Here is a 25,703-nt window from a genome sequence, read left to right as displayed (position 1 = left end):
TCGCTCTTTCACTCATTCGCATTTTCGCTCTTTAAACCTTATGACTTCTCAATTTTACGTCGATTCCCTTTCCATGCAGCCGCATCCGGAAGGGGGCTACTTTGCGGAAACGTATCGGTCGGGTGAAACCATCGCATCGTCGGCATTACCGAACCGGTTTATGGGCGACCGAGTTTTCAGCACGGCGATCTACTTTCTGCTAGAGAGTCATCACGTATCAGCCTTGCACCGAATTCAAGCCGATGAGGTCTGGCACTTTTACGCCGGCGGACCACTGGACGTATTTGTCATCAACCCGGTTGGAAAGCTGTCCGTTATTCACCTCGGACCAGATTTGGCGAATGGCCAAGTCTTTCAGGCGGTTGTGCCAGCGGGTTGTTGGTTTGGCTCGAAACCAGCGCCAGGTATTTCATTCTCATTGGTGGGATGTACCGTCGCTCCGGGTTTTGATTTTGCTGATTTTGAACTGGCTGACCGCGCTACGTTACTAGCCCAATTCCCTCAACACCGGGCTGTGATCGAGCAGCTTACTTGAAGCTTACGTTACCGAATTTCGACACCACTCGTACTTTCGTACCCGTGCCTTTTCCTACTTTACCGACGTATTGTTTCGTCAGCCTTGGGCCCCGGTTACTACTGCCGTCATTTGGCTGAGACGTAAAATGGAATGTGGGCGAGGATGAGTGGTTGAAATTACCGTAACTAACTGTTACGTCGAAGTCAACATCATTACCACTGGCAACGGGTAGGGCTACGGATGAATACGATGACCGAATATCCAGATTGTTAACGGTAGCCGGGAGTTGTTCAATGCGGAACCCGCCCGAAAAGCTGACGTCGATCTTACCCGATTCGCGTAACGTACCGATCTCAGCGTCGGCATAATCGATGTTGGCATTCAACTTACCAATGTCGCCAATCCGCATCTTCCCAAATTTGTTAATCAGCGTTAGCGTGTTGGCCCGGTTCAGGTCTAATTTCCCGTACGCCATCTCCAGCTTAGCTTGATCGACGGAGTTGATATTGGCGTTCCCGTACGCTACATCAATATCGGTTAACCGGCTGGTTAACTCATTCGCCTGTACGTTGCCGTAACGGCTGTAAACGGTTAGGGGCGCGTGAAAGTCTGAAACCAGCGTATTACCAAATTTATTCCGGATGGTCAGCGCGTTGGTGCGGGGCATAGTTACCGTATAATCGATCTTGACGTAGTTGCGATCACCGCCGTTTTTCCAGCGGTTGAAACTCCAGTTCGACGCTATGTTTTGATTAAAGTTCGTACGAACAAGAATCTGATTCCCTGATCGTTTTTCTTCGATCGTGATGGCGTCGATGAATTGCTGAGTCCGCTCGTCAGAGCTGGCACTGGCCGAAATGGTGATCTGAACCCGGATTTCGTTTTTATCCCACAGCCCGACAGAAACCTGACCAAACTGATTGTCGATGCTTAGGGCGTCGTTGGCAGTGACGTCATACAGTTTAATAATTGTCTTTTTACGTTCACTAACTCCCGCCACCGGGTCTTCTGCCAATACCAGCAGCGGGGCTAAATAAAACAGGCAGCTAAACAGGAGTCGCATGGGCAGTTTGTTGTTTAATGCACTGAATGACGCGTAGTTGCTCATTCAACAGGTTAATCTGAAGCTGTAAGTTCTGAATCATGGCCTGAATCAGCGTCTCCTGGTTTGGATTCTGCGGTAGTTCGGCCTTCAGCGTCTGATAATTGCGTTCCAGTCGGGTTAAGTCCGTCGAAAACTCCTCGTATAAGGCCGGATTCGTTTCCGACAGTTGTTTGATCTCGGTCCGCTTTTCCTCAATGAGCTGCGTATAATAGACCACCTCTTTCGCGTAAGCTGGACTGCTGACAGCTAATTCTGGCTGCTGCGACACGCCATATCGCTGGTTGACGTAGAAGAAAGTGCCAGCCAACAGTAAGACGGCAATCGACGCGGCTATCTGCCAGTTTGCTCGGAACCAGTTTTTAGGCGTAGTTGACTGCTCAGCTACGGTAGCCTGACGGTGAATCTCCCGAAAGGGTGACTCTGGACTGGCGGGTGCCGGACCTAATTTCTCTTCCAGGCGCGCCCAGAGAGCATCGGGTGGCTCATGTGCGTCGAAGGCTTCGCGGTTGTCGCGCACGAAACGTTCAAGATTGTCCTTCTTCATGGTTTGTTGTTTACTTTAATAATTCGAGTAGACGTTTTTTTCCACGTAAATACTGGGTTCTTGAGGTTGTTTCACTAATGTTCAATACGTTACCAATTTCTTCGTGATCGTACCCTTCAAATAAATAAAGGGATAGAACTACACGGTAGCCTTCAGGAAGTTGATGCATCGCCCGGCGCACCCGATCAACTTCCAGTTGTACGCCGACCTCGTCGTACGGTTCCTCGTCGGCCAGGTCCGGCCCGTCATCGTCGCCATAGTGCTGCCCCTCCAGGTCCGTCAATACCAGCCGCCGGCCCCGCAGATGATTGATGGCCCGATTCACGACAATTTGTTTCAGCCAGGCCCCGAACGTACTCTGTCCCCGAAACGTAGTGATGTGGCTAAACGCATCCAGAAACGCTTCCTGTAATACGTCCTCTGCTTCGGCCTCATGATTCAGAATCCGTAGGCAGACGTTGTACATCGCCTTTACGTACTGTTGGTAAAGTTCATACTGCGCCCGTCGCTCGCCCGCCTGGCAGCGTTTGACCAGATCGGCGTGCCGGTCGGGGTAAGGGGTTGGTTCCAACAGTGTCAAGGCCTGGATGGTTGGGAAATTATCAATCAAAAGACGTGGCTACGACAGAAACGTTGCACCGGTGCGCAAAGATTTTTCTAAATTGAGGAAAAGCCGTGTCGACTGCTGCTTCAACGAGAAGATTTTTGCAATCGGTTCCTTTCAGACTAATGATCAAAACTATAAGTGTTGCTGACTTCTGGGCGCTGAAACAGCAGATTGTGCTGGCAGATGTTCGCACGCCAGCCGAATTTGAGCATGGCCACGTACCAGGAGCGGTCAACCTGCCGCTGTTCAGTAATGAGGAGCGCGTTCAGGTTGGTACTACCTACAAGCAGGTCGGACGCGAACAGGCTATTCTGCTGGGATTCGATCTGACCGGTGCCAAATGGTCGGGTTTCATCAAACAGGCACTGGAGTGGGCACCTGACAAACGAATTGCTCTGCATTGCTGGCGGGGTGGTATGCGAAGTGGCGCTATGGCCTGGGCGCTCAATCTGTATGGGTTTGAGGTATACCTGATCGAAGGGGGTTACAAGGCCTACCGAGGCTGGGTACGAATCTGGTTTGAGAAGAAATACCCGCTCTGGGTGATCGGCGGAATGACCGGCTCGGGCAAAACGAAACTCCTGTATCAACTCACTATTCTTCGGGAGCAGGTGATCGATCTGGAAGAGCTGGCGCAGCATCAGGGATCAGCCTATGGCAGCATGGGCAAGCTGGTTCAACCAAGCCAGGAGCAGTTCGAAAATAACCTGGCCGAGCAACTCAGCGGCCTGGATCAGGAGCAGACTGTCTGGGTTGAGGATGAGAGCCTGATGATTGGTAAGCTGTTCGTGCCTAAACCGTTCTGGCAACAGATGCAGCAGGCACCGATGGCCGACATACGCGTTGATTTGGAACAGCGGGTTGGTTATCTGGCCGAAGAATACGGACGTCTGGACAAAGAATTCCTGATTGCAAGCACGCAACGAATACAGAAACGACTCGGTCCTCTGCAAACAAAACAGACAATTGAGGCTATTCTTGACGATCGAATGGCTGATTTTGTCCGACTGGTGTTGGTTTACTACGACAAAACGTACCGAACGGCGCTGAACCATCGGTCAAGTGATACCGTATTCCCACTAGAAATTGGTGGTGAGGATCGGGCGGCTGATGCCCATAAATTGATTGAATTAAGTAAAACAAGCTCGAGGCCTGTCGCCGAGTCTATTTCTCAACCTGATGGAAACAATCCCTATTAAGCTTACCCAATATTCGCACGGCGCGGGCTGTGGCTGTAAAATTAGCCCAGCCATTCTGGATAAAATTCTACACAGCCCCATTACGTATCAGCCCGATGCGCGGTTACTGGTCGGTAACGATAAGCGAGACGACGCGGCTGTGCTGGACTTGGGTAACGGTACAGCCCTGATCTCGACTACCGACTTTTTTATGCCGATTGTGGACGATGCCTATGATTTTGGCCGTATCGCGTCAGCTAATGCCATTAGCGATGTGTACGCAATGGGAGGGAAGCCAGTGTTGGCTATTGCCATTCTGGGTTGGCCCATTGATAAACTGCCGCCCGACGTAGCGCAACGCGTATTGGAAGGTGCCCGGTCGATCTGCGCGGAAGCGGGTATTACGTTGGCTGGCGGGCACAGCATCGACTGCCCGGAGCCCGTATTCGGCTTAGCGGTCAACGGAATGGTTAGCATTGATCAGCTTAAGCAGAACTCGACGGCTACACCCGGCTGTCAGTTGTATCTAACCAAAGCCCTGGGCGTTGGCGTATTGTCAACGGCGCAGAAACGCGGTCTCCTGCGCGAAAAAGACGCCGAAATTGCTTTGCAGAGCATGACCCGACTGAACAAATTCGGCGAGTCGTTTGGCCAGATGGAAGGGGTAAAAGCCATGACTGACGTTACGGGATTTGGCCTGCTGGGGCATCTGAGCGAAATGTGCGAAGGAAGCGGCTTATCGGCGGTGATTGAATTTAACAACGTACCGGTTATTGAAAGTGTACCCTATTACCTGGATCAGAATTGTATCCCCGGCGGTACCCAGCGGAACTGGGCGAGCTACGGCCACAAAATTGGCCCTCTAACCGATTTTCAGAAATACGTACTGGCTGATCCTCAAACCAGCGGTGGCCTACTCGTTGCCGTCAGCGAAGACAGCACGGCTGATTTCGAAAGCAAGCTACAGGAACAGGGCTATTCGTTACGTAGTCTGGGTTATTTGCAACCGCAGACCAACGGTCCGTTGATCACGGTTAGGTGAGAAAGCAGTTAAAGCCGTTTGTGACGCAGCATGTCGTGTAAAACAAAAGCCTCGTACCGTACAAAGCCAGAATATCTGCTGTAGTGTTCGGAGGATTACGTTAAAAAAAGCTAACAGACCTGTTGAAACAGGTAGAACTAGTTCATTACTGACGTTTAAAACGTGTTCAATTCGTCCCCGACAGTCATGATAAAGCTAGTTCTATCAACTCTCTTCGTTCTATCTAATTTCTTACTCTTCGCGCAAAAGCCAAACCTCGATTTTGAGCAGTCTGAGGCCAATGGTCAGCCAAAGGGGTGGAGCCGTATTGGCGGTAACAATGCGTATGCCTTCGTTCTTGATTCAGCGGTAAAGCATAATGGACGGTCGGCGCTCAAGATAGCTTACACGACCGGAACGGGTTTTTCGGGCGCGCATATCAGTTTACCGGTCAACTTTGCTGGCAAGAATATTACGTTGACCGGCTTTGTCAAAACCCAGGATGTTGGTCTTGCGCCCGATTCATTCGCTGGTTTGTGGGTGCGCGTTGATAACGAAGAAGGCAACGCGCTCGCTTTCGACAACATGCAAAGTCGGGGAATCAAAGGAACCACCGACTGGCAATCGTATACCGTTACGTTGTCCATTGCCGACGAAGCCAGGAGTATCCATTTGGGGGGCTTGCTAGTAGGAAAGGGAACGGTCTGGTTTGATGATTTCACTATACTCGTTGATGATAAACCCATCGAAAAAGCTCCCTCAAAGGTTGTTAAGCTTGATAAGGCGCAGCTCGATACGACTTTCCGCAAAGGATCAGGAGTCGAACTGACTGCCCTGACGAAGCAGCAAATAAACGACCTCAGCCTCCTGGGTAAAGTATGGGGCTTTGTCAAATACTACCATCCGTCGGTTACGGAGGGCAATCATAATATGGATGCGGAATTGTTCCGGGTCATGCCAAAACTCCTGACGGCAACGTCGAACGCTGCCGTAAACACTGTCATACTTAATTGGCTAACGACGTTCGGTACGATAAAAGCAACACGCTCCGGGCAGAAAGACACTGTCAATGCTGTTCACAAACCCGATTACGGTTGGTTCCGCGACCTAGATGCGTCGGTACGCACTCAGCTGGAAAATATTCGGCAGGCAAAACGGTCGGAGAAATCGTACTATATCGGTATGATGCCACAGGTTGGCAATCCGGTATTTCAGCATGAGGCTGCTTACTCTTACATGAAGACGCCTGACGCGGGTTACCGGCTTTTGTCGCTTTATCGCTTCTGGAATATTATTCAGTACTTTTTTCCGTATAAGCATCTTATTGGCGAAGACTGGAATAAGGTGCTGCCGGAGTTCATCCCTAAGTTTGTGAACGCCCGCGATTCGCTCTCGTACCGACTGGCGGCTCTCGAGCTTATTGGCCGTATTCACGATACGCACGCCAACGTTTGGGGTGACCAGATCATTCAGAATCAATACAAGGGCGACTATTACGCGCCCGTACAGGTGCGATTTGTTGAAGACCAGTTCGTCGTCAGCAACTATTACAACGATTCCCTCGGTACGGCATCGGGTTTACGGCGGGGTGACGTAATCAAATCATTGGATGGCGTGTCGACCGAAGCACTGGTGCAGAAGCGGCTGCCTTACTACCCGGCCTCCAATAAACCAACGCAGCTTCGGGACATAAGCCGTAGTTTACTTGCTGGCCATACACCTACGGCCAGTCTGGAAATTGATCGTGATGGACAACCGATGACTGTTAAACTCCGTCGGTACAAATGGGGACAGGCGTCATTTGATAACAAGATCGATTACAGCAGTTATCCAAAAGATAGCAGCTATCAACTGCTACACCCCGACGTTGGGTATCTGTTTTTAGGCAATATCAAGGCCGATAAGTTACCGCAGATCATGCAGCGATTCAACGGCACCAAAGGATTGGTTATTGATTTCCGTTGCTATCCTTCCGACTTTGTCGTGTTTTCTTTAGGGAAATACCTGATGCCGCCTACTCCATTCGTCAAGTTTACTGCTGGATCAACCCAAACCCCCGGCCTATTCAGTTGGAGCAATCTGTTAAAAGTCGGTCAGCGAGGAGTTGACAACCCGTACAAGGGTAAAGTCATTATTCTGGTTAACGAATTGACGCAAAGTTCGGCTGAATACCACACGATGGCATTTCGAGCGGCTCCCGGGGCCCTCGTGCTGGGAAGTACTACTGCCGCTGCCGACGGTAACGTATCTGCTTTTGTGCTTCCGGGGGGCTTAAGCACCATGATCAGCGGAATTGGTGTCAACTATCCTGACGGTCGCGAAACGCAGCGTATTGGGGTTGGCGTCGATGTTGACATGCACCCTACTCGAAAAGGGATTCAAGCTAATAAGGATGAGTTGCTCGAAAAAGCCGTGTCACTTATTCGGGGTGGTAATTAAGCAAAATGAACTAGTACCAGTAAGTCCACAATGAACCAGAACGCCCGTAAAGCAGTGCTTTCATACACTGCTTTACGGGCGGAACACGACTGCCCTTCACCAAATTTTTTTGTAGTTTTGGTTGTTATAGAAGGATAGAAGCAAACCTGATGGTTGATTATATTTCTGGATTGAATGAACCACAGCGGGAGGCCGTCATGCACGGAAACGGCCCGTTGATGATTATAGCCGGTGCTGGATCGGGGAAAACCCGCGTGTTGACCTACCGCATCGCGCATTTGATAGAAAGTGGCGTCGATCCCTTTCGGATTCTGTCGCTGACGTTTACCAACAAAGCCGCTGGCGAGATGCGGCATCGGATCGAGAAGGTAGTAGGAACCGAAGCCCGCAACATTTGGATGGGTACCTTCCACTCGGTATTCGCCAAGATTTTACGTATCGAAGCCAAAGCCCTTGGCTATACCAGTAATTTCTCGATCTACGACACCGACGACTCGAAGTCGCTGTTACGTAGTCTCATCAAGGAAATGGGTCTGGATGACAAGGTGTACCGCGTCAATAGCGTCTTCGGGCGAATTTCCGGTGCTAAGAACCGGCTGATTGGTCCGGAAGACTACTTGAATAACGCCGTTATTCAGGCGGACGATGAAGCGGCCCGGATGCCGCACGTCGGCCGGCTTTACAAGCAGTACGCGGCTCGTTGCTTTGCCGCTAATGCCATGGACTTCGATGACCTGCTATACAATACGAACGTCCTGTTCCGTGATCATCTGGATATTCTGAACAAGTACCAGCACAAGTTTCAGCACGTGATGGTCGATGAGTTTCAGGATACCAATATTTCGCAGTATCTCATCACCCGCAAGCTGGCGGCTGTTCATCAGAATATCTGCGTGGTGGGCGACGATGCCCAGAGTATCTACGCCTTCCGGGGAGCCAACATTGAGAACATCCTCAACTTTCAGCGCGACTACGGTAAGGTGAACGTTAAGATTGTCAAGCTGGAGCAGAACTACCGCTCAACCAAAAACATCGTGCTGGCGGCAAACTCGATCATTGCCAAGAACAAAAACCAACTCGAAAAAAGCGTTTTTACCGCTAACGAAGACGGGCCGCTGATTGACGTCATTAAAGCATCTTCCGATAATGAAGAAGGGCGCCTGGTCGCGTCGGCTATTTTCGAAGCAAAGGTAAATGGTGCGCTGACGAACAACGATTTTGCGATCCTGTATCGGACCAATGCCCAGTCACGGGCGTTTGAAGAAGCCCTGCGGAAGGTAAGTATCAAGTACCGCATCATCGGGGGGCTTTCGTTCTACCAACGTAAAGAAATTAAGGACCTGATTGCTTACCTGCGTTTTACGGTCAATCAGCAGGATGAGGAAGCGTTCAAGCGAATCATCAACCTGCCAAAACGGGGGATTGGCGATACGACGATAGCCAAGCTGAGTGTCATTGCCGCCGAGCAGCAGGATTCCATCTGGGAAATTGTAGCGGACATTGGCAAGTTCGTCGCTGGTCGGGCAGGGATTGCCATCGAAGGCTTCGCTGACCTGATCAAGAGTTTCAAGTTGTTGCTCGATCAGAAAGACGCGTTCGAAGTGGCCTCGCACATCGCGAAAGCATCGGGTCTATTGAAAGAGCTGTACGACGACAAGACCGTCGAAGGACTGGCCCGTTACGAGAACGTACAGGAATTGCTGAACGCCATTAAGGAGTTCGTCGATAATCCGGACAACGAAGACAAGAGCCTGGGGGCGTTCCTGCAATCGGTCTCACTGCTGACAACCGCCGATGAGCGGGAAGACGATGGCGACAACGACAAAGTGACGTTGATGACTATCCACGCAGCTAAAGGTTTGGAATTCAAGAATGTGCACATCGTCGGGATGGAGGAGGACTTATTCCCCAGCCAGATGATGCTCGAAAGCCGGAATGATCTGGAGGAAGAACGACGCCTGTTTTACGTAGCGATCACCCGCGCCGAAAAACGGCTGACGATGTCCTATGCCGAGTCTCGTTATCACTTCGGACGCCTGAAAATGTGCGAGCCCAGCCGGTTCCTGATGGAAATTGACCAGAAGTATCTGAAGATATCGAAGCTACGTTCGGCGCCGAGCCGGATGGACTTTGACCGGCCCGAGCGGGATCGCAGCGAAAGTACGTCGACCGGCTCGATGTCGTTTGTTCGGTCATTGGCCCAGAAAACGGCTCGTTCGCAGGCGCCACAACCACTTACGTCCCATACCCCCTCGCCCGATTTTGCCCCGACGAGCACGGCCGATCTAGCTGCCGGTCAGCGGGTTGAGCACGCTAAGTTTGGTTTTGGTATGGTTAAAAAAATCGACGTGAATGGTACTGAGCGGAAAGCGACGATTCAATTCGATAATGCCGGCGAAAAAGTTTTACTGCTGAGTTTCGCTAAGCTACGGGTGGTCGCTTAAGGTTTGTTCTGGTTTGGTAAGTCGGAAAGAATCCCACGGGTAATTTATGGTCCGTGTAGACTGAATGGACTGAGGCCGGTGCTGTTGGATACAAAACCAGCCTCAGTCAACGTTTCTCAACAAACGCGTAATTACTTACACCTATCATTCATGAATGCCCGTTGTGCGATTGCCTTTGGTTTAGTCTTCACTACCCTGACTGTTGTCGCGCAGCCCAATAGCGTCCAAACCGACGTAACGCAGGCTAATCCAGCGCAACCGGCTGCACCTCAGTCGGGTACCACTACCAGTGCTGGCAACTCGCGGGTAGAGAACCTGGGGAATCAAGTCAACTCGGAATACAATGAGATTAACCCGCTGATCTCGCCGGACGGGCGCACGTTGTATTTTGCCCGGATCAGTCATCCAAACAATACGCATGGCGACAAGGGTAGCCAGGATATCTGGTACTCAGAACTGGATGCCACCAATCAATGGGGACCAGCCAAGCGGATGGGGTTCCCACTGAACAAAGACGAGTACAACTGCGCTTACAGTATTACGCCCGATGGGAATACCATGCTGGTGAAAGGGGCCTACGCGAACGGAAATTACGAAACCCGTGGGTTTTCGGTCAGCAAACGAACGGCAAACGGCTGGTCGGCTCCGCAAAAGATGGAAATCCCCAGCTACGTCAATATGAGCAAAGGTCAGTTTGACTGCGGGTTTATGTCGGCCGATGGGAAGGTACTGCTGATGGCATTCAGCGAAAAGAAAAACAGCAAAGAGGACGATATCTACGTCAGCTTCCGACAGAAAGACGGTTCGTGGAGCAAGCCAATCAGCCTTGGTGCTGAGGTGAATACGAAGTTTACGGAAACGACGCCTTTTTTAGCGCCCGATGGGGCAACACTTTATTTTTCCAGTGATCGCGAAGGCGGACAAGGAAGCAACGACATTTACGTCTGCAAACGGGTCGACAAAACCTGGCAGCATTGGTCGAAGCCCGTTAATCTGGGGCCGTCGGTCAATACGGATGGCTACGATGCTTACTACTCATTATCAGCATCGGGCGAGTACGCCTATCTGACAACCTTCAAAAATACGATTGGTAAAGGCGATATTGTTCGGGTCAAGCTAACGGACGACCAGCCTTCAAACCAGCCTGGTCGAGTTGGTGGCGGTGAAGGGGATCTGGCTGCTGCTCCGGCAACAACCAAACCTGACCCCGTCGTATTGATTAGTGGGAAGGTGATTGATCAGACGACGGGAAAACCCGTCGAAGCCCGTATCGTGTACCAAACCCTTTCCGATGGTGCTGAAGTCGGCGAGGCAACGTCCGATCCGATTACAGGCGAATACAAAATTGTGTTACCCTATGGGCAGAAATACGGCATGCGTGCCATTGCAAAGAACTTCATCGCCGAAGGCGACAATGTCGATCTAACCCAGACCAAGGGCTTCCAGGAAATCAAAGGAAAAGAGTTGAAACTGGTTCCAATCGAAAAAGGGAGTACGGTACGTATCAATAATATCTTCTTCGATACCGGCAAATCTGAATTGCGACCGGAATCCAGTCCTGAACTGGACCGCCTGGTGACAACTCTTAACGAGATGCCTAAACTGGTGATTGAGGTGCGGGGACACACGGATAACACTGGTTCTAACGAAATCAATGCGAAACTATCGCAGGATCGGGCCGACGCGGTTCGGGAATATTTCATCAGCAAAGGCATTGAGCCAGACCGAGTGGCGAGTAAAGGTTTTGGCGAGAGCAAACCAGTATCGACGAATGATACTGACGCTGGGCGCCAGCAAAACCGCCGGGTTGAATTCGTTATTATTCAGAAATAGGCTGGCCGTTAATCCTACCATGCTACCGTTTGGCAGATACCGTGGCCTTATATTTCGTTTTCTTTAATACCTGAACAATCTGTGTGCTAGCTTTACTTTAAACTAACACACAGAGCATGAAACGCTTCCCTTTGCTTTTCGCCTTCGTTTTGCTGGCTTTTTCGGCCGTTGCCCAGTCAAAGACGCCTACGTCCGATCCTAAACTGGATTCGCTGACCAAGTTGTCGCAGAAGTACCTGAACGATAATCAGCCTGACTCGCTGTACGCGCTCATGGGAAACGAGTTCAAGGCGCAGATTTCAGCTGAAAAAATGAAAGAGGTGTCTTCACAACTTACTGGCCAGTTAGGCAAATGGACATCAATTGAGTCTAAGGGGATGGTACAGGAAGGCGTAGGACGCTATAAAGCTACATTTGCCATAGCCGCCCTGGATTTCTTTATCAGCACAGATAAGCAAGGCAAGATTGCCACCTTCTTGTTCAAACCCATTACAGAATGAGGCTTGGTCGTGGATCGCTGGTAGCCATTCTGCTACTGACTAGCCTGATAAGCATTGCGCAACCAGCCAGACAAGCCACCGATTCTACGGCTGTTTTGGTCCGGATGCATTACAACGCTCAGCGAGCCGACAGCATTTATGCGCTGACGAACGCCGGATTTAGAAGAGCCATTTCGGCCGACCAATTCAGTCAGTTTATTGCTAATTCTTTTGCCACGCTGGGGCGCTGGCAATCAACGGGCGACCCCAAGATTTCCGCGGACGGGTATCGTTATCCAGCCCGTTTCGCTAACGGAAAACTAGATTTCTTATTAGCACTCGATGACCAACGTAAAATCGCATCAATTGCTCTACAACCGGCTCGCCAGATAAAGAGGCCGACTCGCACTCGTCAGGATATATTGACCAATAACGTCCTGCGTAGTGCAATGGACCAGCAGGTGGATTCGGTTGTATCTATTTATATGAGCAAACCCGAAGCGGTTGGCTTAAGTGTTGGGATCCTGCGTAACGATAGCCTGTTTACCTACGGATATGGCGAAACCCAACTCGGCAGCAAGAGTATACCAACTGGGAGCACACTATTCGAGATAGGTTCGGTTTCCAAGACGTTTACGGCGACTTTACTAGCCGATGCTGTTCGGCGGGGGCTGGTAAAATTAGACGACCCGGTTAGCAAATACCTGCCTGATTCTATCCCTCCATTACGTTACGAGAACGTTGATGTTACGTTACAGATGCTGGCGAACCATACATCCGGCCTACCACGCTTACCGGCAAATCTTGATGCTAGCCATACGTTTGATGCGCAAAATCCCTACGCACAGTACGGTGAACAGAAACTGTTTGCCTGTCTGAAAGCGGTTACGTTTACCCACAAACCGGGTGTGGCATACGCTTATTCAAATCTGGGCATGGGATTGCTGGGTACGGTTCTATGCCGCCGAATAGGGAAATCGTACGAGCAGTTGTTGGCTGATATTATAGCTAAACCGATAGGGTTACGTAACACCGGAATCAATATTTCGTCTGGTAAACAGATGGCCCAGGGCTATGGAAACGGTGAGCAGGCTGTCAGCAACTGGGATTTTCTGGCGCTGGTGGGAGCGGGGGGAATCCGATCATCGGTTGATGATCTGCTACGATACGTGCAGGCTAATCTAGGTAAAGCTCCGGCTGGTTTGTTAACGGATCTTCAACTTACCCACTCACCAACCTATACCGATCAGAATGGTCACGTAACAACTGGACTGGGCTGGCACATCAACGCTCGAACCGGCTGGCGCTGGCACAATGGAGGAACGGGGGGATTTCGGAGTTTTGTTGGATTTGATCCAGTAAAGAAGACCGGCATTGTGGTATTAGCCAACGCCCAGGCCGACTCGCCGGACGAAGTGGCCAGTCGATTGATTAAAGCGGCTGGGCTTTGAACCAAATGCTCATTCGGTGGTATTAAATACGTACAAACGATTAACTAATAACCACTTTATGCAACTCAACGTAGGTTGCGAACTTTCGTTCGAAGCGCAGGAATCTACTCCAATTGTATTGATGCTTCGCCCGCGTTCCGGGGCGGGTCAATGGATTATGCGGGAAGCGTACCAGATCATACCTACCGTGACGGTAACCGAGTTTACGGATATATACGGTAATCTATGTCAGCGGGTCGTTGCCCCTCAGGGGCCCTTCTCCATCCATTTTTCGGCCAGTGTACAAACTTCTGATGTAATTGATGTAGCGCCCGGTGCTCCCTATACGCCCGTAGAGGATCTTCCCGACGACGTACTGCATTATACGCTGCCTAGTCGATACTGCGAATCGGACAAGCTCGGCGATCTTGCTGTAGAGATTACAAAGAACGTTGAGCCAGGATACGACCAGGCCGAAGCAATTCGTCGATGGATACACGGCAACGTAACGTACCAATACGGAACCAGTAACGCCAGCACGTCAGCAGCCGACACCGCCGATAAGCGGATTGGCGTGTGTCGTGACTTTACGCACCTGGGAATTTCCCTGTGTCGCGCATTGAATATTCCGGCCCGTATGGTCGTTGGCTATCTGTATCGGCTTGACCCAATGGACCTTCATGCCTGGTTCGAGGCTTATATAGATGGAAGGTGGTTCACTTTTGATGCAACGCAGAATGAACCCCGTGGAAATCGAGTGACGGTTGCCTACGGGCGCGATGCTGCTGACGTGGCGTTTACGACTCAATTTGGCGCTATGAGCCTGAATTCAATGAAAGTCTGGGTGGAAGCTGATACTTTGGAAAGTGACGGACAAAATAATTCTGAATCAGCGCCAACTGTTTCGGCATCGGCGGGGTCAATTAGTTAAAACGGCTAATAATCAATGAAAAAACGACTGCTTTTCTGTGCTTTTGCTGGATCATTGGCAAGTTGCCAACACGAAGGCGATATTCAACCTGCCATGGTATCCGTAGCTAGAGAAGTAGCCGGGACTTACCAGACGAATGCATTTACAGACGTACTTCATCTGGCAACTCCGCCTACCCAGATGCCCTCACTAAACGTAACGGCAGAAACGGATAGTACGGTTACCATGACGTACACTGATCAATACCCAATAGCGAGCGAAGAGCGAATTTCAAATGTTCTGCTACGTCGTCAGACCGATGGGGTTTATTTCTGGACGAACGATACGCTGATTGGCTCCTTACAAAATGATCGGGCGTTTACAAACCGTGGCGTCGAGAAACAGGCAAACGTATTACGCATCAACATAACTCGCTCGGCTAAAGCTTTGCGCTTTATTGGTTTTAAGTAGTTCGAGTTAGCGTCTGAGTTAGTTTTACCCAGACAAAATACAAAGGGGCCCGGTAGTAAATCATATGCTACCGGGCCCCTTTGTATTTGAAGTAAACTTTAATATAATACTGTTTCTGGTAGTTTAAGGGTGTACTAGTGACCCTTATGGGTTAATAAGCAAAATAATAATTATGTAAGCATGGCTTAAAGGAGATCATTAACTGTTTTTAATGATTTTCATTAATTTTTTAAGGTTACTTAACTTAATATTCTTTTAATCCATTAGATTTGTTGTCTTAATTATTGCCTGGTTGTGTGTTTAGCCAATTTTGTGTCAGTACAGCAGGTTGTTAAGAAATTATCGTTTGCATATATTCATCAACAAGTCTACATACATAGTGCAGTTAACGAAAGCCACGCTCTCTAGGCTATTCTACTTATCCGCTCGCGACCATCGTTGCGTTCTTCTACCTACTCCCAACCTCATTTCTGCTTTGTCACCAAAGGACTACCACTGGTAATCTTCTTCATAGTTTAGTGCCTGTTTCCATTTTTTTTCTTAACCAATCAAACCAAGTTAGTATGTATAAAAGACTACTTTGTTTATTTCTGAGTGTACTGCTGGTCGGGACAGCGTATGCCCAGACTCGAACGGTTACCGGTAAGGTAACCTCGTCGGAAGACGGCTCTTCGCTGCCCGGCGTGTCCGTAATTGTGCCCGGAACAAAAACCGGAACTACGACCAATGCGGATGGTCAATTTAGCATAAGCGTACCAGCAGGTGCCCGGGCGCTGACGTTCTCGTTCGTGGGTTTTGTCACGAAGCGAGTAGAGATTACGGGAAATACAGCCAACACGACCCTTACTCCAGACGATAACGTTCTGAACGAAGTCGTTGTAACGGCTGGTGGTTTAACGGCACAACGTCGCGAGCTGGGCAACCAGGCAACTACGATTCGTTCGCAGGAAATCACGCAGGGTAAATCGCAGAACATTGCGGCTGGTCTGTCAGGCCGGGTACCTGGTCTGTTGGTGACGGCGGTGAGTGGTGGTGTTAACCCAAACTATCGGATCGTCTTGCGCGGTAACCGCTCGCTGACGGGTAATAACCAAGCGCTGATCATTATCGATAATATTATTTCGACGAGCAATATTTTAGGTAACCTGAACCCAGAAGATATTGCTGATATTCAGGTACTTAATGGGGCTGGTGCTGCTGCTCTGTACGGGTCGGACGCATCGAATGGCGCGTTGATTGTAACAACGAAAAAAGGTAAAGCAGGTGTTACAGAAGTCAAAATTTCGAACACGACGACGTTAGAGCGGGTAAGCTACTTACCTCAGCTGCAACGGAGTTTCGGTTCGGGAACGACTCCCGACGACGTACCGACCTACACGCCTTACGAAAACCAGCAGTATGGTCCCGCTTTTGATGGATCGACGGTAGTTATTGGTAAGCCATTGCAGGACGGCTCGATTCAGTCGGTTCCTTATAACTACAAAGGCTCGCGCGAAAACTTCTGGCAGACGGGTGTAGCTAGTCAGACTGACTTCAGTGTTTCGTCTGGTGATGAGAAGTCGACTTATTATCTGTCGGGTCAATACTTTGATCAAAAATCGACGGTTCCCTACGAAGGATATAAACGATATAGCGTTCGTGCGAACAGTACTCGTCAGATTTACAAAAACCTGACGGCGATCTTCAATACAAACTTTATTGCGAACCGCTACGATCAAAGTAGCCAAACCGCTAATGCTTATCAGAATCTGCTGATGTCGCCGGGTCAGGTTGACGTAACGCAGTACCAGAACTGGCAGACGGACCCATTCGCGAATCCGAATGGATACTTCAACGAATATTTCCAGAACCCGTATTTTACGCTGTCTAACAACCGAAGGAAAACACGGAATGATTATTTTCAGGGTAACGTTGAATTGCGGTATCAGCCAACCACAGGTTTAACGTTAACCGGCCGTGTTGGAATTACGACAAATAACAACTCGTATAAGACCACGAACGGAAAGTTCACTTACTCGGATTATACCAAGAGCATTTCAGGTAGTTCCAAAACCGATATCGCTGGTTCTGTAACTGATTATAGTGCGTTTTCAACACAATTAGTTAATGACTTTCTGGCGCAGTACAAAACGAACATCACGAAAGATTTCTCTTTTGATATCGTACTAGGAACTACCTTTAGAAGTAACGCGTCGAAAGATCTTTCTTCCAGCGCCAATGGTCTTGTTATCGATGGCCTGTACAACCTGGGTAACTCGTTGAATAACCCGACGGCTACCGAAAACAATTATCAGGCTCGTCAGATCGGTGTGTATGGCGAAGCTCGTTTCGGTTTCAAAGAGTATCTTTATCTGCATGTAACGGGCCGGAATGATTGGCGGTCGATCCTTGCCAAAGAAAACCGTTCGTTCTTTTACCCATCGGCTGACGTGTCATTCATCGTTACCGACGCGTTCCCTGCGTTACAGACCAACAATTGGTTGCAAAGCTTGAAATTACGGGGTGGCGTGTCGCAGGTTGGCCAGATCAACCTGGGTAATTCGACGAATTTTGGTGCTTATTCGTTGCAGACTACGTTTAACCAAGCCTACGGTTATCCCTATGCTAGTGGTGCTGGTTTCACATTAGGAAATCGGTTGGTATCGGACAACATTAAGCCTGAGATAACCAATGGGATCGAAGGTGGCCTTGATTTTGAGCTGAAAAAATACGGCCTCAACGGCGGTTTTACGCTCTACAAAACGAATACTGTTAATCAGACAATTGTTGTAAACGTATCGACTGCCGCCGGTTTTCAAGAACTTCTGACGAACGTTGGGGAGGTAGAGAACAAAGGTCTAGAGTCGTATCTGAGAATTACGCCAATCAAAACGGCTAGTGGCTTCGAATTTACTGTGGGTGGTAACTACACTTTGAACCGTAACAAAGTATTATCGCTATCTGATCAATCGAATCAATTGATCATTAACAGCCAAGGAACTGCTGGTGCCCAAGTTCTGGCAAAAGTTGGATCACCATTCCCGCTGTTGCAGACAACGACCTACAATCGTGATCCACAGGGACGAATCATCGTTGATCCTATTACTGGCTATCCAGCTAGTAACGGTACGTTCAGCGACGTGGGTATTACGACTCCTCCGCATATTTTGGGCTTCAACACTTTGCTGCGTTACAAAGGAATTCGCTTCTCCACTTTATTCGAATACCGAAATGGACATTACATTTTCAATGCTATCTCGACCGGTTACGACTTTTCGGGAGCTGGTATCCGTACCGCCTGGTACAATCGGGACCGGTTCGTGATTCCAAATTCGTCTTATCTGGCTGCTGACGGCAATTACGTTGCTAACACAAATATTGCGGTGCGCAGCGGTGGAGCTGATTTCTGGACGGATGGAACGCGCAACACAAACATCGGCGAGAACTACGTTAACTCAGCTGGTTTTTGGAAGCTTCGCGAAGCGTCTATTGCTTATGATTTCCCGCAGGCTCTGCTGACGAAAACGAAATTCATCAAAGGCGCTACCTTGAGCGTCCAGGGCCGTAACCTATTCATCTGGGTGCCTAAATCAAACCTATACACAGATCCAGAATATAGTGCAAACGGAACAGACAGCAATGCTGTTGGTGTCACAAACCTGGGACAAACGCCACCTGCTCGTTACTTCGGTGGTACAGTATCGTTAACGTTTTAATAGATAAACGATGAAAAAAAATCATATATACTGGGTTTTGACGCTGCTGCTCTTTGGTACGTCATCCTGTAGCGAATACCTGGACATTAATACTAACCCGAATGCGGCAACCGTCGTGTCGGCTCCCCTGGTTCTTCCCCAGGCTATTGTTGGCTCTGCTTCGCTGTCTGTTAGTTACAATAATTACGGAGCTAACTTTGGTGGTTATCAGGCCAACGCGGGTGGTTTCTCCGGTTTTGGGAACTTACTAAACTACAATATCACCCCGATTGACTATAATGGTCTCTGGGTAAATACGTATGATAATCTGGAAGATTACAAATATGTGATTACCCAGACGGAAGGAATCGATGAGCAGTCGTATTACAACGCTGCCGCTAAGATCATGACGGCGCTGAACTACCAGCGTTTAGTTGATGCATTTGGTGATGTGCCTTATTCGGAAGCACTGCAGGGCAATGGTAATCGGACGCCCAAGTATGATTCTGCTCCGGTGATCTATCAGGACTTGGTCAACCAACTCGACAATGCGATTGCGATTATCAACAATGCAAAAGCACCCATTGCGCTGAACTCGTCGTCTGACCCAATGTTTTCAGGTAATATGACGAGCTGGAAGCAGTTTGCCAATACGTTGAAATTGCGTATGCTGATTCGGGTGTCTGCCGTTTCTTCGCTGTCGTCTTTCGTTACGACGAAATTTGCGGCACTGGACAAAACGCTCGGCTTTGTTAGCACGGATGTAATAGTCAACCCTGGTTACATTAAACAGGATGGCAAACAGAACCCCATGTGGAATTCTTGGGGGTATTCTGTAGCTGGTGCTCTGTCAAACTCGTCAAGGCTCCCAACACAATTTGTCTACGGCTTCTACAAGGGGCAGAAGCTAACGGACAATGGTCGTGGTAACGTAATCTTCAAAAACTTCTCAGCGGGAACAACGCCTGTCAATCAGCTAGGGAATGAAGTGAATGCTCCGACGATCATCACCAACTATCCAACCTGGTACACCGGTACGTATAGTAGTGCATCTAGTATCTCGAACGCACTAGGTATTCTGAAAGGGCCATCGATGGGGCAACCCATCATGCTGGCAGCTGAATCGTACTTTCTACAGGCTGAAGCACAGCTAAAAGGCTTCCTGACAGGCGACGTAACAACTAGCTTCAACCAGGGTATTACACAGTCGTTCACGTATCTCTACAAAGACGTAACGAACGTTGTATCGACAACAAAGAACGTAACCACGGACGTAGCAACTTACAAAACAGATAATGCTGCGAGTTACCTGGTAAACATCAACCTGGCAACGACCAACGCACAACGTCTGGAAGCAATCATTACGCAGAAATACATTGCGGTGAACATGATCAATTCCGATGAAGGTTGGAACGAGTTTCGTCGGACAGGTTACCCTGTAACAAATCCAGCAGGTAATGGCTACACGAATATTGCGTCGAATAAGTCGAACTCGACGCGGGCCGATAAACTGATAACCCGTATTCTGTACCCATCGTCGGAGCAATCATACAATGCAGCTAACTACCGACCCATTAATCAGTTTGCCGATTTAATTTTCTGGGATCCTAATTGATCAATAGACACATGAAAATATTCAAAAATATAATTGGCTTGTTCGTATTAGCAGCCACACTGAGCTCCTGCCTGAAGGATACTCTTTCGCTGGACCCGTCCACGTCAACGAACGTAATCGAGTTTAAAAACCCTAGCAGTTTTGTCTCGCCATACGGTAGTAAATACGCGTTGTATAGCCAGTCGTTTAATCTGGCCGCGGAAAACGACTATCCAATCACAGTTAGCTATTCAGGTGCCAACGTTGCTCCAGAGGATATCACAGTTAACCTTGGCATCGACGCGGCTGCTTTGACTCAGTATAATACGGAGCAGCATACAACGTACGATCTAATTCCAGCTACGTTGTATACAGTACCTGCTTCTGTCGTGATTCCGAAAGGCCAACGTACAGCAACGGTGGCATTGAAGATTAAAAGCAATCAGTTTGACTTTAGCAAAAGCTACGTATTACCCGTTCGAATTACGTCAGCGTCTTCAGGTAACGTTAGTGGTAACTTTGGTACGATTCTGCTGAACGTGAGCGCGAAAAACAAGTATGATGGTCGCTATAAAGTAACAAACGTGACATTCCGGCACGTTTCCAATGCTACTTTCTCCGCCATATCTCCTCGGACTCGTGACTTAGTCACTTTATCGGGAACGTCTAATTCTCTGTTTGATCCAAACTCTGGATGGAACGGTCCATACTTCGTTTTCTCGAATAATGGTTCTGCCTCTTATTTCGGCGCGTTTTTCCCCGTGTTTACCTTCGACGATGCTGGTAACGTAACGGCGGTTGCAAACTCGGTGGGTGTAGACGATCCGACTAACGCGAACAAACGCACGATCAAACTGGATCCAACGGGAGTCAATAAAGTGACAATCAGCGGAAGCAGCAAAGTGATGGATGTTAGCTATATCATGGTCCAAAGAGGAGTAGAAACCCTCTACTTACGTGAGCGCTGGGAATCGACAGGCGAACGTCCGTAATAATTAGTTTTTCTGTCTGAATAATAAAAAGGCCTTGTCAGAGATAGACAAGGCCTTTTTATTATGGTTGACATTTCTGTAAAATACATATTTGTGTTAGTTGACGTATGTCTTTTTAGAATACGATAGTTATGCTTTGGGCATACTGGCGGAGTACTTACTAATAGAAATCGAAATGATTGTGAAAAGATAAGACTCAGAATGAATTGCCGAATAGATAGTTGAATATTGATGACTTCGTTATATACATGGTTACAGCATCGCAGCTTTCTTTGCAAAAAGTGATACTAAACAGAAAACGGGGTACCAGTTATAACTGGTACCCCGTTTTCTGTTTAGAGCAACTCGAAACTAGATAGGTACGGCGTAGTAGTACATCCGTGAGCTGTTGGGATACATACCAATCAGCATCAGACCTTCGCCTTCTTTCACGGTTGACATTACAGCCTGTAGATCCTTCGTCGACTTAACGTTTTTACCGTTGGCCTTCACGATGATGAAACCTTCTTCAACGTCAGTCTCAGCTAGCTTGCCATCGGTGATTTTGCCGATCCGGACGCCACCGCTTACACCAAGTTGTTTGGCTTCTTGTGCACTTAAATCCTGGAAGCTTGCTCCCAGCGAGTTCAGAGAAGAACTAGCCGCAGATGCTACGTCAGCCTTCTTAATGATCTCATTATTGCCATTGCGGTTGCGCAGTTCAACTTTGAAATCACGCTCGGTGCCGTTCCGGTTGACGGTTACAGTTACAGCATCACCTGGACGACGACGGCCAATGATTTCGCGCATCTGAGCGTCTGAATCCAACGACTGACCTTCCATTTTAATGATGACATCACCTTTTTGCAGGCCAGCCGCTTTTGCAGCGCCTTTGTCAACTACATCTTCTACGTAGATACCACGACCAACTTTTACGCCTTTTTCTTTAGCCAGTGTGCTATTTAGCTCTCTTGGCAGGATACCGATGTAACCCCGTTGTACAGTGCCGTATTTCAGCAGGTCAGCCGATACTTTCTTAACCAGTGATACAGGAACCGCAAAGCCGTAACCGCTGTAGTAACCCGTTGCCGAAGCAATGGCTGAGTTGATACCAATCAGTTCTCCGCGCAGGTTTACCAATGCACCACCCGAGTTACCTGGGTTGATAGCCGCATCCGTCTGAATGAAGGCTTCTACTGGTGCGTCTGGCTGTGGATCGTTCCGGTCAATGTTCTGATCAAGAATACCAATCCGACGGCCTTTCGCGCTCACAATACCCGCTGTAACGGTCGATTCCAGGTCAAGTGGATAACCAACTGCCAGCACCCATTCGCCTAGTTTCAGCGCATCAGAATCGCCCAGAACGACGGTTGGCAGGTTATTAGCCTCTACTTTGATGACGGCTAAGTCGGTGAGTGGGTCCGTACCGATTACTTTAGCTTTGAAGCTCCGTTTATCGGTCATAATTACCTCAACTTCATCAGCATCCTGAACAACGTGGTTGTTCGTGACGATGTACCCATCTTTGCTGATGATCACACCCGATCCTGAAGCTTGTCCGCGTTGACGACGAGGTTGCGATTGGCCACCACCGAAACCTTCGCCGAAGAACTCTTTAAAAATATCAGGGACCTGTTGCTGACGCACTGTACGCGTCATCGTTGTCCGGATATGCACAACCGTTGGCGTAACCAATTCGGCGGCCGTAGAGAACTCACCTGGTGTGGACGTTGGTCCGTTGCCCGTTAAAGCCGCTAGACGGCCAGTAATCGTTGGCGTACCCGACGATTCGTTAAAAATGACATCCCGATTGTTAAAACCCAGCAGGTTGTAAGCGGCCAACGTTACAACACTGGACAAAAGAGCCATTAGTGCTAGTAATTTCCAGTTGCTTTTCATGGTTAATTTAGAATTCAGAAACTTTCTTTTTGTGTTTGTTTAGGACCTTTCAGTCTGCCAATATAACGGAAAGTCATTTGCGAAAAATTCGGGGTCCGAGCTTACTTAACAAAATTTAACAGCTCTTGGTTAAGGGACATTCTGCAATCGCGAATAGACGTAATTTCCTCGTAAGACAGTCTGTGCTCCATATAGATCAATACGCGTTCCAACCGACCTGACTAGCTGATTTTCTGTCATTTTGTCTTTTTTTGTAGAAACAGCTGCAGCAATATGTCAATATAGTCATAAGGCAAAGAAGAGGAGACTTTATTGTTCACTGATACGCTGATGACAACTAGGCATAACAGAAAAAAAAGAGGAGCTGGATTAGCTCCAGCCCCTCGTAAGAACGTAAGAAACGTCTAGAATAACTTAGTCATTATTTAACAGCTCCAGTGCTTTTTCAGCCGCTGCCTGTTCTGCTTTTTTCTTGCTGTAACCGCTGCCGGTGGCGAAAGGCTCATCATTGACCAGCACCTGGGCGATAAACTCACGAAAATGGTTGCTTCCCTTCTCCGAAAGAATCTCAAAACGAATTTCTTTTCCTTCCCGCTGCGACCACTCAATCAGCCGACTTTTAAAATTGCCATTGTTCTGAACAACTGACTCAATATCGTAATGAGAAAGTAGGTTCTTAAGAATGAAACGGCGGGAAAAACGAAAGCCTTTATCAAGATAAATAGCACCCACTAAGGCTTCAAGGGCATCGCCGTACATGGATGTCCGGGCTGGCATAGCACGAGTGCGGCTTCCGTCGTACTCGATAAGCTGATCCAGACCAATTTTCCGGGCGATGCTGTTGAGTGTTTCTCGATTGACAATCCGGGAACGCACTTCGGTCAGGAAACCCTCATCCTTGTAGGGATACCGTTTGAAAAGATACTCCGCGATGATCATGCCCAGCACGGCATCGCCGAGGTATTCGAGCCGCTCGTTCGATTCACGGAACCCGTCAATAGCCGTTGCCTTTGAGGCTGACGTGTGCAGCAACGCCAGCTGGTACAACCCAAGATTAGAAGGTCGTTCGCCGATGATGTGCGCTATTGACCGACGCAGGTTCTTGCGCAGGTCGGCACGATCAGGTTGAGCGTCGCCACGCTGGGCGTCGCCACGCCGAAACCAGTCGAAAGGATTGAACAAGTTACGTGGCAGAGCGAGTTGCACGAATTAACTGAGTTTTCGGAAGATGACGATAGCATTGTGCCCGCCGAAACCAAAAGCGTTGCTCATCACGGTTGTCAGCGAACGAGCCTGCGCCGTATTGACCGTCAGATTGAAGCGTGGATCGATTTCGTCGTCTTGCGTGACGTAGTTGATCGTTGGCGGCACCAACTGGTGCTCCATCGCTTTAAGACAGGCAATTGCTTCGACGGCACCGGCCGCGCCTAACAAGTGACCAGTCATCGATTTCGTCGAACTGATGTTCAGATTGAACGAATGATCACCGAAAAGCTGATAAATGGCTTTCAACTCCTGCGGATCGCCGATGGGCGTCGACGTACCGTGGGTATTGATGTAGTCGATTTCCGTTGGTTCGATACCAGCGTCATCCAGCGCATCTTTCATAGCCAGATAAGCACCCAGCCCTTCCGGGTGGGGCGCTGTGATGTGATAAGCATCCGAAGACATACCACCGCCAATCAACTCGGCGTAGATCTTCGCTCCGCGAGCCTGGGCGTGTTCGTATTCCTCCAAAATGATGGCACCCGCACCTTCGCCAAGCACGAAACCATCGCGGTCTTTGTCGTACGGACGAGAAGCTGTTTCGGGCGATTCATTCCGTTCTGACAGGGCACGGTTGGCGTTGAAACCACCAATACCCGCTCGGGTGACAGCCGCTTCCGATCCACCCGCGACGCACATATTCATGCGGCCCAGGCGGATGTAGTTGAAGGCGTCGATGATGGCATTGTTGGTCGACGCGCAGGCCGACACCGTTACGTAGTTCGTGCCCCGGAAGCCGTAGCGCATCGAAATCTGCCCCGATGCACTATCGGCGATCATTCGAACGATAAAGAAGGGGTTGATGCGAGGAGTACCGTCGCCTTTGGCGTAATCGATCATCTCGTCCTCGAAGGATTTCAGCCCGCCAATACCAGAGCCCCAGATCACACCGACCTTGTTTTTGTCGATGGTGTCGAGGTTGATGGCAGCGTCACGAACCGCTTCATCGGTGGCAATAAGCGCGTAATGGGTAAACATATCCATTTTACGGGCTTCCTGCCGCGGAATGTGCTGCGTAACGTCGAGGCCTTTTACTTCGCAGGCGAACCGAGTACGAAACTTGCTCGCGTCAAACTTCGTAATGGGACCGGCCCCGCTTACGCCGGCGGCTAAGTTGTTCCAATAGGTGGCTACATCGTTGCCGATTGGCGTCAGCGCGCCGAGGCCGGTCACTACGACTCGTTTGAATGTCATACAGAATTACTGCGTGATAAAACAGGAGCAATCAGCTAGGAGCCGAGTTACTTTCCTGAGAGTTGATCCTGTGCCGTCAACAGAACGGGCGTAAGGCCAACAGCTTGGTTTTGTCGATGAACAGGTT

Annotated in this window: 19 protein-coding genes; 13 read left to right on the top strand and 6 right to left on the bottom strand. The window is 49.2% G+C overall.

Features of this window, described 5'->3' with window-relative positions; all coding sequences use genetic code 11:
- The first annotated feature begins 40 nt into the window (after positions 1-40).
- A complete protein-coding gene (locus ACYVAD_RS24965) occupies positions 41-535 on the top strand; it encodes a cupin domain-containing protein (protein WP_461142269.1) in 495 nt (164 codons plus the stop codon).
- Here the strand turns inward: ACYVAD_RS24965 and ACYVAD_RS24960 are convergent.
- Genes ACYVAD_RS24960 through ACYVAD_RS24950 form a run of 3 tightly spaced genes read right to left on the bottom strand, consistent with a single transcriptional unit; the run spans position 528 to position 2,737 of the window.
- Positions 528-1,580, bottom strand: a complete 1,053-nt coding sequence (locus ACYVAD_RS24960; protein ID WP_461142268.1) for a hypothetical protein — start codon at positions 1,578-1,580, stop codon at positions 528-530. The two genes, ACYVAD_RS24965 and ACYVAD_RS24960, sit on opposite strands and share 8 nt — an antisense overlap.
- On the bottom strand, positions 1,564-2,166 hold the full coding sequence (locus ACYVAD_RS24955) for a hypothetical protein (RefSeq protein WP_461142267.1): 603 nt from the start codon (positions 2,164-2,166) through the stop codon (positions 1,564-1,566). Before ACYVAD_RS24955 ends, ACYVAD_RS24960 begins: the two co-directional genes overlap by 17 nt.
- 10 nt (positions 2,167-2,176) lie before the next feature.
- Positions 2,177-2,737 (bottom strand): RNA polymerase sigma factor, encoded by a 561-nt coding sequence (locus ACYVAD_RS24950; protein ID WP_461142340.1) that lies wholly within the window; start codon positions 2,735-2,737, stop codon positions 2,177-2,179.
- Positions 2,738-2,895: 158 nt separating this feature from the next.
- Here ACYVAD_RS24950 and mnmH point away from each other — a divergent pair, with 158 nt between their 5' ends.
- The 12 genes from mnmH (at position 2,896) to ACYVAD_RS24890 (ending at position 21,238) form a co-directional block, all read left to right on the top strand.
- A complete protein-coding gene (gene mnmH, locus ACYVAD_RS24945; RefSeq protein ID WP_461142266.1) occupies positions 2,896-3,972 on the top strand; it encodes a tRNA 2-selenouridine(34) synthase MnmH in 1,077 nt (358 codons plus the stop codon).
- On the top strand, positions 3,953-4,993 hold the full coding sequence (gene selD, locus ACYVAD_RS24940; RefSeq protein ID WP_461142265.1) for a selenide, water dikinase SelD: 1,041 nt from the start codon (positions 3,953-3,955) through the stop codon (positions 4,991-4,993). The genes mnmH and selD overlap by 20 nt, the downstream gene beginning before the upstream one ends.
- Before the next feature lie 186 nt (positions 4,994-5,179).
- Positions 5,180-7,411 carry a S41 family peptidase gene (locus ACYVAD_RS24935; RefSeq protein ID WP_461142264.1) on the top strand — a complete coding sequence of 744 codons (2,232 nt, stop codon included), beginning with the start codon at positions 5,180-5,182 and terminating at the stop codon, positions 7,409-7,411.
- Positions 7,412-7,560: 149 nt separating this feature from the next.
- A complete protein-coding gene (locus ACYVAD_RS24930) occupies positions 7,561-9,855 on the top strand; it encodes an ATP-dependent helicase (protein WP_461142263.1) in 2,295 nt (764 codons plus the stop codon).
- Positions 9,856-10,005: 150 nt separating this feature from the next.
- Entirely contained in the window at positions 10,006-11,688 is a 1,683-nt protein-coding gene (locus ACYVAD_RS24925) for an OmpA family protein (protein WP_461142262.1), read from the top strand.
- Positions 11,689-11,804: 116 nt separating this feature from the next.
- The gene (locus ACYVAD_RS24920) at positions 11,805-12,188 is read left to right on the top strand and encodes a DUF3887 domain-containing protein (protein WP_461142261.1); all 384 of its coding nucleotides are present in this window, start codon (positions 11,805-11,807) and stop codon (positions 12,186-12,188) included.
- Positions 12,185-13,618: a serine hydrolase gene (locus ACYVAD_RS24915; RefSeq protein ID WP_461142260.1), complete on the top strand. Its 1,434-nt coding sequence runs from the start codon at positions 12,185-12,187 to the stop codon at positions 13,616-13,618. The genes ACYVAD_RS24920 and ACYVAD_RS24915 overlap by 4 nt, the downstream gene beginning before the upstream one ends.
- A 58-nt stretch (positions 13,619-13,676) precedes the next feature.
- A complete protein-coding gene (locus ACYVAD_RS24910; RefSeq protein WP_461142259.1) occupies positions 13,677-14,528 on the top strand; it encodes a transglutaminase-like domain-containing protein in 852 nt (283 codons plus the stop codon).
- A 15-nt stretch (positions 14,529-14,543) separates the two neighbouring features.
- Positions 14,544-14,978: a hypothetical protein gene (locus ACYVAD_RS24905; protein ID WP_461142258.1), complete on the top strand. Its 435-nt coding sequence runs from the start codon at positions 14,544-14,546 to the stop codon at positions 14,976-14,978.
- A gap of 563 nt (positions 14,979-15,541) precedes the next feature.
- Entirely contained in the window at positions 15,542-18,673 is a 3,132-nt protein-coding gene (locus ACYVAD_RS24900; protein WP_461142257.1) for a SusC/RagA family TonB-linked outer membrane protein, read from the top strand.
- Positions 18,674-18,683: 10 nt separating this feature from the next.
- The gene (locus tag ACYVAD_RS24895) at positions 18,684-20,267 is read left to right on the top strand and encodes a SusD/RagB family nutrient-binding outer membrane lipoprotein (RefSeq protein WP_461142256.1); all 1,584 of its coding nucleotides are present in this window, start codon (positions 18,684-18,686) and stop codon (positions 20,265-20,267) included.
- Positions 20,268-20,278: 11 nt separating this feature from the next.
- Positions 20,279-21,238, top strand: a complete 960-nt coding sequence (locus ACYVAD_RS24890; RefSeq protein WP_461142255.1) for a DUF1735 domain-containing protein — start codon at positions 20,279-20,281, stop codon at positions 21,236-21,238.
- A 351-nt stretch (positions 21,239-21,589) separates the two neighbouring features.
- Here the strand turns inward: ACYVAD_RS24890 and ACYVAD_RS24885 are convergent, their stop codons facing one another.
- The 3 genes from ACYVAD_RS24885 to fabF form a co-directional block, all read right to left on the bottom strand.
- A complete protein-coding gene (locus ACYVAD_RS24885; RefSeq protein ID WP_461142254.1) occupies positions 21,590-23,116 on the bottom strand; it encodes a Do family serine endopeptidase in 1,527 nt (508 codons plus the stop codon).
- Positions 23,117-23,530: 414 nt separating this feature from the next.
- Complete coding sequence (gene rnc / locus ACYVAD_RS24880; RefSeq protein ID WP_461142253.1) at positions 23,531-24,322, bottom strand: ribonuclease III; 792 nt, start codon at positions 24,320-24,322, stop codon at positions 23,531-23,533.
- 3 nt (positions 24,323-24,325) lie between these two features.
- On the bottom strand, positions 24,326-25,576 hold the full coding sequence (gene fabF / locus ACYVAD_RS24875; RefSeq protein WP_461142252.1) for a beta-ketoacyl-ACP synthase II: 1,251 nt from the start codon (positions 25,574-25,576) through the stop codon (positions 24,326-24,328).
- Positions 25,577-25,703: the final 127 nt, after the last annotated feature.

The sequence above is a fragment of the Spirosoma pomorum genome (assembly GCF_054776615.1).
Note: the sequence above shows the minus strand (reverse complement) of the source record. Positions and strands in the feature narration are given on the sequence as shown.

Bases quoted from the DNA above. Each gene is read 5' to 3' on its own strand.
- ACYVAD_RS24955 (WP_461142267.1), bottom strand. From the start codon at position 2,166: ATGAAGAAGGACAATCTTGAACGTTTCGTGCGCGACAACCGCGAAGCC.
- ACYVAD_RS24930 (WP_461142263.1), top strand. From the start codon at position 7,561: ATGGTTGATTATATTTCTGGATTGAATGAACCACAGCGGGAGGCCGTC.
- ACYVAD_RS24885 (WP_461142254.1), bottom strand. From the start codon at position 23,116: ATGAAAAGCAACTGGAAATTACTAGCACTAATGGCTCTTTTGTCCAGT.
- ACYVAD_RS24895 (WP_461142256.1), top strand. From the start codon at position 18,684: ATGAAAAAAAATCATATATACTGGGTTTTGACGCTGCTGCTCTTTGGT.
- mnmH (WP_461142266.1), top strand. From the start codon at position 2,896: ATGATCAAAACTATAAGTGTTGCTGACTTCTGGGCGCTGAAACAGCAG.
- ACYVAD_RS24900 (WP_461142257.1), top strand. From the start codon at position 15,542: ATGTATAAAAGACTACTTTGTTTATTTCTGAGTGTACTGCTGGTCGGG.
- ACYVAD_RS24890 (WP_461142255.1), top strand. From the start codon at position 20,279: ATGAAAATATTCAAAAATATAATTGGCTTGTTCGTATTAGCAGCCACA.
- fabF (WP_461142252.1), bottom strand. From the start codon at position 25,576: ATGACATTCAAACGAGTCGTAGTGACCGGCCTCGGCGCGCTGACGCCA.
- ACYVAD_RS24935 (WP_461142264.1), top strand. From the start codon at position 5,180: ATGATAAAGCTAGTTCTATCAACTCTCTTCGTTCTATCTAATTTCTTA.
- ACYVAD_RS24960 (WP_461142268.1), bottom strand. From the start codon at position 1,580: ATGCGACTCCTGTTTAGCTGCCTGTTTTATTTAGCCCCGCTGCTGGTA.
- ACYVAD_RS24905 (WP_461142258.1), top strand. From the start codon at position 14,544: ATGAAAAAACGACTGCTTTTCTGTGCTTTTGCTGGATCATTGGCAAGT.
- ACYVAD_RS24965 (WP_461142269.1), top strand. From the start codon at position 41: ATGACTTCTCAATTTTACGTCGATTCCCTTTCCATGCAGCCGCATCCG.
- ACYVAD_RS24920 (WP_461142261.1), top strand. From the start codon at position 11,805: ATGAAACGCTTCCCTTTGCTTTTCGCCTTCGTTTTGCTGGCTTTTTCG.
- ACYVAD_RS24915 (WP_461142260.1), top strand. From the start codon at position 12,185: ATGAGGCTTGGTCGTGGATCGCTGGTAGCCATTCTGCTACTGACTAGC.
- ACYVAD_RS24925 (WP_461142262.1), top strand. From the start codon at position 10,006: ATGAATGCCCGTTGTGCGATTGCCTTTGGTTTAGTCTTCACTACCCTG.
- selD (WP_461142265.1), top strand. From the start codon at position 3,953: ATGGAAACAATCCCTATTAAGCTTACCCAATATTCGCACGGCGCGGGC.
- ACYVAD_RS24910 (WP_461142259.1), top strand. From the start codon at position 13,677: ATGCAACTCAACGTAGGTTGCGAACTTTCGTTCGAAGCGCAGGAATCT.